This is a genomic window from Pseudomonas caricapapayae (assembly GCF_001400735.1).
In the GTDB taxonomy this organism is placed as follows: domain Bacteria; phylum Pseudomonadota; class Gammaproteobacteria; order Pseudomonadales; family Pseudomonadaceae; genus Aquipseudomonas; species Aquipseudomonas caricapapayae.
In genome coordinates this window covers 1-11,151 of sequence record NZ_LJPW01000183.1, presented here as the reverse complement: position 1 = coordinate 11,151, position 11,151 = coordinate 1, and the positions used below count along the sequence as shown (strand labels likewise).

At 58.3% G+C, this 11,151-nt stretch carries 8 protein-coding genes; 3 read left to right on the top strand and 5 right to left on the bottom strand.

Features of this window, described 5'->3' with window-relative positions:
• Positions 1-29 precede the first annotated feature (29 nt).
• The 5 genes from ALO80_RS27615 to ALO80_RS27600 all read right to left on the bottom strand — a co-directional run bounded on the left by ALO80_RS27615 (position 30) and on the right by ALO80_RS27600 (position 5,034).
• Positions 30-1,229: an MFS transporter gene (locus tag ALO80_RS27615; RefSeq protein ID WP_055011263.1), complete on the bottom strand. Its 1,200-nt coding sequence runs from the start codon at positions 1,227-1,229 to the stop codon at positions 30-32.
• Between the two features lie 262 nt (positions 1,230-1,491).
• The gene (locus ALO80_RS27610; RefSeq protein ID WP_055011262.1) at positions 1,492-2,784 is read right to left on the bottom strand and encodes a PQQ-dependent sugar dehydrogenase; all 1,293 of its coding nucleotides are present in this window, start codon (positions 2,782-2,784) and stop codon (positions 1,492-1,494) included.
• Positions 2,781-3,209: a DUF2231 domain-containing protein gene (locus tag ALO80_RS27605; protein ID WP_055006713.1), complete on the bottom strand. Its 429-nt coding sequence runs from the start codon at positions 3,207-3,209 to the stop codon at positions 2,781-2,783. The genes ALO80_RS27610 and ALO80_RS27605 overlap by 4 nt, the downstream gene beginning before the upstream one ends.
• Before the next feature lie 146 nt (positions 3,210-3,355).
• Positions 3,356-3,499, bottom strand: coding sequence for a DUF2256 domain-containing protein (locus ALO80_RS30200; RefSeq protein ID WP_082427558.1), 144 nt, complete (start codon positions 3,497-3,499; stop codon positions 3,356-3,358).
• The gene (locus tag ALO80_RS27600; protein WP_055011261.1) at positions 3,496-5,034 is read right to left on the bottom strand and encodes a cryptochrome/photolyase family protein; all 1,539 of its coding nucleotides are present in this window, start codon (positions 5,032-5,034) and stop codon (positions 3,496-3,498) included. Before ALO80_RS27600 ends, ALO80_RS30200 begins: the two co-directional genes overlap by 4 nt.
• 457 nt (positions 5,035-5,491) lie before the next feature.
• On the opposite strand from ALO80_RS27600, the gene ALO80_RS27595 reads away from it, so the two are divergent.
• The 3 genes from ALO80_RS27595 to ALO80_RS27585 all read left to right on the top strand — a co-directional run.
• Entirely contained in the window at positions 5,492-8,053 is a 2,562-nt protein-coding gene (locus tag ALO80_RS27595) for a type VI secretion system Vgr family protein (RefSeq protein ID WP_055011260.1), read from the top strand.
• A complete protein-coding gene (locus tag ALO80_RS27590) occupies positions 8,050-10,065 on the top strand; it encodes a T6SS effector phospholipase Tle3 domain-containing protein (RefSeq protein WP_055011259.1) in 2,016 nt (671 codons plus the stop codon). The genes ALO80_RS27595 and ALO80_RS27590 overlap by 4 nt, the downstream gene beginning before the upstream one ends.
• A gap of 15 nt (positions 10,066-10,080) precedes the next feature.
• Positions 10,081-11,151: type VI lipase adapter Tla3 domain-containing protein (locus tag ALO80_RS27585; protein WP_122301882.1), on the top strand; the 1,071-nt coding region annotated here is incomplete at its 3' end.

Below are 11,151 nucleotides of genomic sequence, written 5' to 3'. Positions count from 1 at the left end.
TCATCGCCCGATTCGTCAGCGCCGACACATCAGTCTGTGCAACGCACCGGTCTTGATCTGCGCAGCGACAGCGCCACGGTGGTCGCGGACAGCGCAGCGCAAACTGCACCAATCACGATAGCCGCGGTAAAGCCCACACGACCGGAGACCACGCCGCCAATGAACGCCCCGCCGCCAATCGACAGGTTGACCACGCAGACCAGCAAGGCCTGAACCCCCTCCACACGCCCACTGGACGCCTCGAAGCACCAGATCTGCGTGGTGATGGGGATCATCCCGAAAGCGAACCCCCAGACCAGAATGACCGGCCAGAGCAGCCAGGGGTTGCCGACAAACGTCAGCAGCGCAGTCAGCGAGCCCAGCATCAACAGGGTCATGATCAAGACCGAAGACGGTGCGTTTCTGGCCGCCAGAGCTCCGCCGGCCAGGTTACCCGCGACCGCTGCCAGACCGAAGGCGAACAGCAAAACGCCCAGAGTCTGACCTTCGATATGCGCAAATTCCTGCACAAAGGGCGCGAGGTAAGTGTAGGCAGCGAAGTGCCCCACATAGATCAACAGTGCCGCAGCAAACATACGACGGATTCGTTGCTCGCCCGCCAGTGAAAGCATCTGGCTGATGCCGGCAGAACGCTCGCCCGGCAGCGCAGGCAGACAGGTTGCAATCAACAAACCAACCGCGATGGTCACAGCTGCCGCCGTTTCAAATGCGGCTCGCCAGCCGAACGCTTCGCCGATCAGCGTGCCCGCCGGAATCCCCGCAACAGTGCCTATCGAAACACCGGCGAGAATGTACGCGGTCGCCTTTACGCCCTCCTTGCCCGGCCTCAAGCGAGGCCCGAGCGACCCGGCAATCGTCCAGAAACCGCCCAGCGCAAAGCCGAGCAATACCCTGCCGGCAAGGGTCAGCCAGAAGTGCGCCGAGAACGCCACGATCAGGTTGGACGCCAGCAATATCGCCAGCAGCCCCAGCAGCAGGCGCTTGCGATCAACATGACTGAACAGGGCGATACAGGAAGGTGCCGAAATGGCCGCGAGGATGCCGGGCACCGCCATCATCAAGCCCGTCTGACTGACGCTGGTTCCCAGATCGCGAGCAATATCGGGCAGCAGCCCGACAGGGAGAAATTCAGTGGTGACGGTAGCGAACGACCCAAGGGATACACTGCCGACGGCCCACCAGGAAGCGGGCTTCAGTTTGACGTTTTCAGCGGTTTCAAAGCGACTCACAGCGGTTCCAGAATTCGGGAATATCAGCAACTGACCGTTCAGGCCAGCGCGCGGAAGCGACCAACCCTAACGTGTAAACCCGTATCTAAGCCACCTTGCGAGGGGTTTTTGTTGTCACTTGACGCTTGACGGCTCCCGCACAGAACGCATGTGGACATACGCCGATCCACCTGACCAGCGTGCCGATACTGCACGCCGACAGACAGTTCGTGCCGCGCTGCGCCACTGTCTGGCGCAGCGCGGCAACAGCCATCGTCATGACCTATTTGTTGCGGGCCACTCTCCAGACAGTGTTTGCCAGGTCATCGGCGATGATCAACGCGCCCTTCGGATCCACCGTCACACCCACTGGTCGCCCGCGAGTCTTGCCATCAGCCCCACGGAAACCCGTTGCGAAGTCCACTGGCTCGCCCGCAGGGCGTCCATTGCTGAACGGTACGAAGATCACCTTGTAGCCAACCGGGTTATCACGGTTCCAGCTGCCGTGCTCGCCGACAAATACACCGTCGGCGAATTTGTCACCCATCGCCGGGATCGAGAACGACACGCCCAGTGCGGCGACGTGCGAGCCAAGGCTGTAGTCAGGCTTGATCGCCGCAGCGACCTTGGCCGGGTTTTGTGGCTGGGCACGCGTGTCGACGTTCTGGCCCCAGTAACTGTATGGCCAGCCGTAGAACGCGCCCTCTTTCACCGAGGTCAGGTAGTCGGGAACCAGGTCAGGTCCCAGCTCGTCACGCTCGTTGACCACTGTCCACAATTGCCCGGTGCCGGGCTGGATCGCCAGTGCGGTAGGGTTACGCAAGCCGGTCGCATAAGGCTTGTGGGCTCCGGTTTCAGCATCAATCTGCCAGACCATCGCGCGATCGATTTCGACCTCCATGCCCCGCTCGGTCACGTTACTGTTCGAACCGATCCCGACATACAGGGAGCGGCCATCAGGGCTGACCGTCAGCGCCTTGGTCCAATGGTGATTGATCGCCGAAGGCAGATCGGTGACCTTGACCGGCTCACCGCTGGCTTTGGTCTGGCCGTCCTGATAATCAAAGCGAACCAGCGCATCCTGATTGGCCACGTAAAGCTTGCCATTGGCGAACGCCAGGCCGTAAGGCGCATTGAGGTTTTCGGCGAAGACCGTCTTCAGCTCGTATTGGCCGTCGCCGTCCGCGTCACGCAGCAAGGTCAGGCGATTTCCGCCTTTGACCTTGGTATTGCCCTGCGCCTTGATGACGCTGGCAATCACATCCTTGGGCTTGAGTTTGGCCGCACTGCCACCACGACCTTCGGCAATGATAATGTCGCCGTTTGGCAGCACGAGGGATTGGCGTGGAATGCTCAGGTCGGTGGCAATCGCCGTGATGCTGAAGCCTTCGGGCACAGTCGGCTTTTGCTCGCCCCATGCAACAGGCTCGGCAATCTTCATGCTCGGCAGCAGTCCGCGTTGCGGCTCCGGCAGTTTCGGGTCCGGCCCGCGTGCCTGCGTAGTGTCCGCTTCGCCACCGCAAGCGCTCAGCAGCAGCGCCATACTCAATACCGTCAATGCGTGAGCGTGCTTCATTCTGCACCTCCCGAACGCAGGCTGGTCAGCCCTGTCCATGTTGCAGCACAGGCCAGCACGGTCACGATCACCGACAACACCAGCCCCGACGGCATGACCGCCCAGGCATCCTTCGCGTGTTCGAAGGCGTTGACCAGCCCCAGCACCCAGGTAACCAGCAGCAACAGGAAATAAGCCACGGGACGGCCGGCCTTGTGATCCGCACGCACCAGATTGACCAGTGCGAACAGCAAAGCCAGACCGCAGAACAACAGACCTCCGGCAATCAGCCAGGCGGCAAAGTTGCTCCACTGAATCTGATAGGTCTGGTAATAGGCGATGTCGCTCAACAGTCCGCCGAGAAACAGCGGGACGGTTCCCGCAAGCAGGGTCGCGTGTAGCGGACCTGGCGTGTAGCGGTACAGGGGATGGGTGGTTACGGTCATGACGGCTCCTTTTCGTTCGGCGACCCTGGATCAATGCTCAGTGCGAATGCTCTGGCCTGTCGGGGTCGCGCTGAATGCGCATAGAAAAGGATCATGCTGGCGAAGCGATAGTTCAGCGCTTTTCATTTCGAAATATTTTGAAAGCGTTATGGGTTCACCGACTGCCTGTTTCGCCGACAGCGCTCCGAGCAATAGCGCACCTCGTCCCAGCAGCGCGCCCACTTCTTGCGCCAGGTAAACGGCAGCCCGCAGACCGCGCAGGTTTTGACCGGCAGTTCACTCTTTTTCAAAGCGCCTCTCCGGCATCCAGCCTGGCCAGCAACGACTCCCCACGTTCCCACAGGGCCTGTTGTCTGGGTTCGGCCATGCGATCAAGGTTCTTGTAAATAATGCCCATACGCTGGTTGCGCCGTAAAAGATCGCCATGACGCATCAGGAAATGCCAGTACAGCGCGTTGAACGGACAGGCATCGTCGGTGGTGCTTTCGGTCACCTTGTAAGCGCAGTTGCGGCAATAGTCAGACATACGCTTGATGTATTGACCACTGGCACAATAGGGCTTGGAGCCCAGATACCCACCGTCGGCGTGCATGACCATGCCCAGCGTATTGGGCAGTTCGACCCAGTCAAAGGCGTCCATGTAAATCGCCAGGTACCACTCGCAGATCTGCTCCGGCACAATACCGGCCAGCAGGGCGAAGTTGCCAGTCACCATCAGGCGTTGAATATGGTGGGCATAGGCATGCTTCAGGCTCTGGCCGATCGCCTGGCTCATGCAGTTCATCTTCGTTTCGCCGGTCCAGTAAAACTCCGGCAGCGGCCTGCTGTTGCCGAACAGATTGCCATCGGCGTACTCGGGCATCTTCAGCCAATAAACGCCGCGCACGTATTCCCGCCAGCCGATCAACTGGCGAATAAAACCCTCGGCGGCATTCAGCGCCACCCTGCCCGACCAGTACGCGGACTCCACGTCACTGCAGATCTGGCGCAGATCCAGCAGGCCGATATTCAGCGCAGCGCTGATCCGCGCATGAAACAGAAACGGCTCATCACTGGCCATCGCGTCCTGATAATCGCCAAAGCCGGCCAGCCCGAAATCCAGAAAGTAGTCCCACAGCGACTGGGCATCTGCATGCGTGACCGGGTAATCGAAATCATCCAGCGAACCGTAGTGACTGGCAAAGTGTTGCCCCGTCAGTGTCAACACGTCGCGCGTGATCGCGTCTGCGCAGAAGCGCATCGGGTAAGGTGCCGCTACCCCTTTGGGCAGCGCCTTGCGGTTCTCCGCATCAAAGTTCCAGGCACCGCCCACCGGCGTGCCGTCGCCGTTCAACAGCAGCCTGCTTTTGCGCCGCATTTCCCGGTAGAAAAATTCCATGCGCAGCTGCTTCTTGCCTTGTGCCCACGAGGAAAATTCTTCACGGGAACAGAGAAAACGCGTATCGGCATGCCACTGGATCGACAGCCCGCAATCCTTGATCGATTGCTCCAGCCGCCAGTCACCGCACTCGGTAACGTGCACCTCTTCGGCCTGCAGCAAAGCCTGCCAGCGCCGCAACTCACCCGGCACCGACCCGGTATTGTGCGGATCATCGAGCGCGACGTACTGCACCCGAACCCCACGCTCACGCAGCGCCTGGGCAAAATGACGCATGGCGCTGAAGATCAGCACGATTTTCTGCGGATGATGCGGCACATGGCTCGCCTCCTCCATCACCTCGACCAGCAGGACCGTGTCGCGTTCGGCGTTGAGGTGTTCCAGAGACTTCAGGTCGAAGGACAACTGATCGCCGAGGACAAGATAGAGATGGGGGGATTGGGTCAATGGGCGAGCTCCGCGGGGCTTCTGCAAGCACCTGAAAGGACGTGGCGACAGGCTGTTGGTCTGTACATCAACGCTGGCAGGCCAATACCCCAGCGCCACAAAACTTGTACCAATGTAATTTCATGTACAAGATTTTCATAGCATTTTTTGATGGCCTCGCGCTGGATTGAATGCAGGCTTCAAGTTGTTCAGGCGAAGTCAGTCATCCAGTCGGTCGATACAACCAAAGTGTAAAGCGTCATCACTGTAAGAAATGCACTACAACTTCTTATGAAATGGCCGACGTCTTCGTTCGCCCTCTCGCCTCATTTCGCCGCGTTATTAGTAGTAATGTCGCCTGGTGACATACCGCTGCAATCTCATGGTGTGAGCCCGGAAACAGATCCATCGATTTCCACACCTCTCTCTATCGGCACTCTCAACCGGAAAGAGACGCTGGTTTTATCTCGGAGCAACAATGCTAAAGGATTTAACGGCCCTCTTTGCGCCGCAAAACCGTCGCTTGATCAAGTTGACGACCGTTGCCCGTGACGAACAGGAACTGCTGCTGGAGAAATTTACCGGCACTGAAGGCCTGTCCGAACTGTTCAGCTTTGAGTTATCCATGCTCAGCCGAGACGCCGGCCTGGCGCTCAAGTCCCAGATCGGCCAGCCTGCACAACTGGCAATCGAACTGGCCACCGGCGAGGCGCGTTACATCAATGGCTATATAAGCACCTTCAGCCTGCAAGGCAGCGACGGCGGTCTGGCGCATTACAGCGCCACACTACGCCCCTGGCTGTGGATGCTCTCGCGGCGTATCGACTCGCGTATATTCCAGGAGCACACCATCGAAGCCGTTATCCGCACGGTCTTTTCTGCCTACGGTGTATTACCCGATTTCGAGTTTCAACTCAGCCAGCCACTCAAGACGCACAGTTACATCACCCAATACCGTGAAAGCGATTTGACGTTTGTGCTAAGACTGCTGGAACACGAAGGGCTGTTCTTTTATTTCGAGCACGACAAAGAAAAGCACACGCTGATTATTCTCGATCACTCGCGTGACCTGTTGCCACTTCCACAACAGCCGACCCTTCGCTATCACACGGCGTCCGTTACCGAAACGTCGGACTCGATTACCGAGTGGCGCAGCCATCGGCGCCTGCAAGCGGGGCGCATGTCCATTCAGACCTTCGATTACAGGCAACCCCGCAATCAATTGCCTGTCGGCATGCCCAGTATCAATGAGCAGGGCAATGTCGAATCGTACGAAGTGTATGACTTCCTCAATCATTACAGCCACGGTACGTTCAATGACGGTGAACGACTGGTGCGTCAGCGCCTGGAAGCTCTTGAAGTCAAGGGCAAGACGTTCACCGGCAACAGTAATTGCCGCGCCCTGTACCCCGGTCATACCTTTGAACTGACACAGCATTTCGATCACGACCGCGGCACTGCCGAAGATCGTCGTTTTCTGCTGTTATCGGTCAGGCATGAGGGCTGCAATAACTACTTGTCGAAGGACGCCGCAGGTTACAGCAACGAGTTCGAATGCATCCGTCACAAGATCCCTTATCGGCCTCCGCTCACCGTACCCCGCCCCACCGTTCCCGGCCCGCTCAGCGCAATCGTGGTCGGGCCGGAAGGTGAGGAAGTGTTCACTGATGAGCTGGCGCGGATACAGGTGAGGTTCCACTGGCAGCGTGGCGACAGCCTGCCGAAAGGCACTACGTGGCTGAGGGTGGCGATGCCCAGCGCGGGCAGCGGCTTTGGGCATCAGTTCCTACCACGCATCGGCCAGGAAGTGCTGGTGACGTTTCTGGGGGGCGATATCGACCGGCCTCTGGTGACGTCGGTGCTCTACAACAATATCAACCTGCCACCGCGCTTCAGCAAGGCCTCGGGGCTGCCGGGCAACCGCACGCTGTCGGGGATCCGTACCCAGGAACACAAGGGCAGCGGCTTCAACGAATTGCTGTTCGACGACACACCCGGTTCGCTGCGCGCACGCATGGGCACGACCCATCAGGCCACGGCGCTCAACCTGGGCAAGCTGACCGACCCACGCACCGACGGCACTGCGCAACCGCGTGGTCACGGCGCAGAACTGCGCACCGATGCCGCCATCGCCCTGCGTGCTGCGCAAGGCATGTTGCTGACGACCTATGCGCGCACTGAAGCAAAAGGCTCGCAACTGGATCGCGAAGAGTTGCTCAAGCTGCTGGTCGAGTGCGGCGAACTGTTCAAAGCCCTCGGCGATACGGCTGCCGCTCGCGGCGGTCAGGCGGTGGATGTTCAAGGCATCGAAGCCTTGCGTCAGTCGCTCGAACAGTGGCCCGCGCCCGATGGCAACGGCCTGGGCGACCCGGTACTGGCCATGACCGCTGCTGCCGGCATCGCCAGCGGCACACCGCGCTCGCAGGTTCACTATGCCGGCGAAAATCACGACACCACCGCGCAGGACAACCTGCAATTGACCAGCGGCGCGGCCATGCACCTGCAGGCCGGCAAAGGGCTCTCGGCCTTCGTCCAGGACGGCGGGATCAGCGCCATCGCCAATCGGGGCAAAGTGCTGGTGCAGGCCCAGGAAGACGACATCGCCCTCAATGCGCAGAAAAACCTGCACGTGTCGGCCGTCGAAGGTGAAGTGGTGATCACCGCGCCGACCATTCGCCTGGTCGCCGATGACGGCAGCTATATCAGGATTGGCGGCGGTGTCGAGATCGGCTCGCAAAGCAAGGTCACCGTACACGCCAGCAAACACGACTGGATCGGGCCGAAAACCGACAGCGCTCAGCTCCCCTCTTTTGGCCGCGACCCCGCCGCCCAGCAGGTCGCCTTGCACTACCCCGGTCACAGCGAAGAAAGCCCGCGGGCAGCGGTGGACCATTCTTATGAAATCAAACTGGAAGACGGCAGCCGGGTGACAGGAATGACGAACGCAGACGGACTGACAGAACGAGTGGAACGCGAAATGATGCATCAGGCACAAGTATCGGCGCTGCGCAGCGGCACACCGAAAGGCGGTGCGCAATGAACGGTGCCGATGAATACACCGTTGCCCAAGGCACCACACGTCTGATCCCCAACCTCAACACCACCTGCAAAATGGAAGTGCCCGCCGATTTGCCCGGCGTGGTGATCTTTCTGCATGGCGTGAATGATCCGGGGGCGTCTTATGAGTCGGTGGAAACGGGGTTGTGTCAGGGGGTCAATGAGCGGCTGGATCGGCCGGATCTGCTGGCGGGGCGGTATGGGGAAAAATACAAGGAAGCGGGAAATGTTCCCTATGAGAAAAGGGACAGTGATCAGAGAGCCTTACTTGATGATCCTGACACCTATCTTTATCAGCGCGACACCAAGGATCCGAAAACTCGTAGTCTGCTGATTCCCTTTTATTGGGGATATCGAGCCGCCCCCAGCGAAATCAGTCGAGACAAAAACAACGACCCCACCAAACTGCGCGACCAGTATCAGGACATACAGGGCAATCGCCTGGATCGGCATTTCGGCAAGGCCGGTGGTTTTTTCGTTAACGCCACCAACAACCTGCTGGATATGTATGACAAAGGCCTGCCGCTTACCGGGCGTCTCAAGGCGGCCCGCCTCATGCTGCCCAATACGCATTTTATAGGCGATAACCCGCATCGGCGTTATTACGTGCTGGCCGCTCACCGGCTCGCCATGATGGTCAAGGAGATACGCCGGGTATCTGCCAACGAAACCATCACAATCATGGCGCATAGCCAAGGCACGTTAATCACCCTGGTGGCGCAAGCGCTGCTGGTCGACGCAGGGCATCGTTGCGCGGACACGATCATCATGGTGGACACGCCCTACTGCCTGTTCCCGGAAGTCACCCCCAAAGATCAGGACACGCTAACCACATTGACCCGCATCGTCGCGCAGGTGACTGAGGCACCGCACACCCAGCCGCCGCTGTCAGACCTGCGCAACCCTGCAACCTACTGCGGACGAGCCGGCCCGCAGTGGTCGCCTACACAAGGCTCGCGCAAGGACAAGGTCGGTAACCTGACGGTATTTCCCGAGCGGGATAACCGCGGCAAGGTGTACCTGTATTTTTGCCCGGACGACACCACCGTCGCGCTGGATGATGTCAAGGGCATCGGTACTTATGGCGTGTGGGACACGCTTGGCAAAAAGAACGGCCGGCAGCCCATGAATGAGTTGCAGCCATTGCGCTTCTATCAGCGCATGTGGACCAAACGCCATCGCGACGGCGCGCCAGTACTGGTCGGGAAACCCGCAGGCCGCGAGCTGTTGCGTGCCGATGATGAACCTCGCTATCCCGGAGGCTGGACAGTGGCAGGTGTCATCTCGCAAGCCCCGGTAGAGATAGGCCAGTTGTGCCTGATCAATGCCGAACCCTTGAGCCCTCCACATGAGCCACAGATGTTTGGTGGCGAGTTTGAATCAGGCACTGCCACAAAGGCAGGCTTAGACAAGCCCGATGATGTGAGCATCAACGCCGCCCTGGGCAACCCCAGCGCCAGGTTCAACTGGATCAATATCAGGACCTATTCAGGCCGGATAGATCTGGAGCAAGAGCGCGACCGCTGGAATAAAGGCAAAGCGTCCGGCGATCAAACCAGTGCCATGCAAAGTCGGCGACTGACCGGTGAGGGCGCGCCCAAACCCTCGGACAGGTACGCTCTGGAGCGAGAAGAGACCCCCAACGAAATTCGGGCAAGGCTGGCAGAGACTCCTGAACTGGACCCGAACAGCTATCACTCTGCGGTGTTGCGCAGCCCGGAAAATCAGCGTTGGGTCACGGCGATGGACATCGCGATCGGGCAGGCGAAATGCCTGAACGATCCGGCGATGCGTGAGGTGTTGGTGGCGATTGCGAATTGGAGGATGGATAAAGAAGGTTTTGAAAGAGTGCAAAAGTCAGCGGGCTGGACACGTTTAAGTGTTGAGGCGCAATTGTTGATTAGCGCCAGCCATAAATATTACGAATATGGCAAGTTCCCAGCGCCCAACCTAGTACCGCTTACACCTCCTTCGCTTATCACTCTCTCACGCTGAAAAAGGGAGTCCTTAATGATAACTCGCCAACTGAAACCATCAACTCGACCTGCGCTGAAGCCTTATTTCTGGACAAACGCGATACTGCTGTCCATCTGGACAGGATTTGCTCTGCTTGTCTATTTTAAAGCGCAAGAAAATAATATGGAACTTCGTGACCTACATTCGGTGACCCGCCGGGGCATTGTAGCCATTATAGGCACGGCACTCCTGGTCTACAGTGGCCACTGGTGGGGTAAAGCTATTGCTCACGAAAAAGCTGAACTAGCGGCCTATAAATCCAACGTGGCAGCACAGGTCGTAGAACAGCAAGCTGTGCAAAAACGGACATATGCTTTGGAAATGCGGGGAGTCGGAGTGGCAGTAGGGGGTTGGCACCAGTCATCTATCTGGCGAAAAATCAAAGAAAAGAAAAACAATTTCACCTCGATATATTCGCAAGATCCAAAAGATTATACAGACTCGTTAGTCTCTCGAGAGAATACCCATAGCGCCAATACCCGCGCTGCTTTCAAGCACTCCGCTGGAGAGTCGGTTGCATACTGGCCCCTTCCGACGTTCGCCATTGCCCCTCCCAAGCAACCATCAGACACCGGCGCTGCGGACAACATAATGAGCGGCCGAAATGCCGCTACCTTGGGCGTGACGCTAGTTTTGTGGCAGGAAGCCGAAAATGCACTCAGTGCTCAAAGCATGATTGAGCATCTGTTGCAGTTTTTTGAAAAAAATCTTCAAGTACCCGAAGCTCTGATTGTGAGTAGAGACGGTGACGTCACACGAAACGGCTTACGCGTTGCAGGTACTCCCGGTCTGCAAAACGTTCAGGTAGTACCGACAGTATTCGAAAGCATGACAGGCTTGCTGGTCACTCGCTCAGATCGGGTAGACCGCTACATTCGTCCCTACGCCACTAACGAAGCGGAGGAAAACCAGAACAAAAATACCGACCTGGGCAAGCTTTGGGCTTTCTACTGGAATCGTGATGATGCTTTTACGGAACAGTATGAAAGCGAACAAAGAGCCAAGGGCGTTGTAATTCCAAATTCCCCCGGCACAATGTCCACCGCCTACTGGCAAGCCCAACTC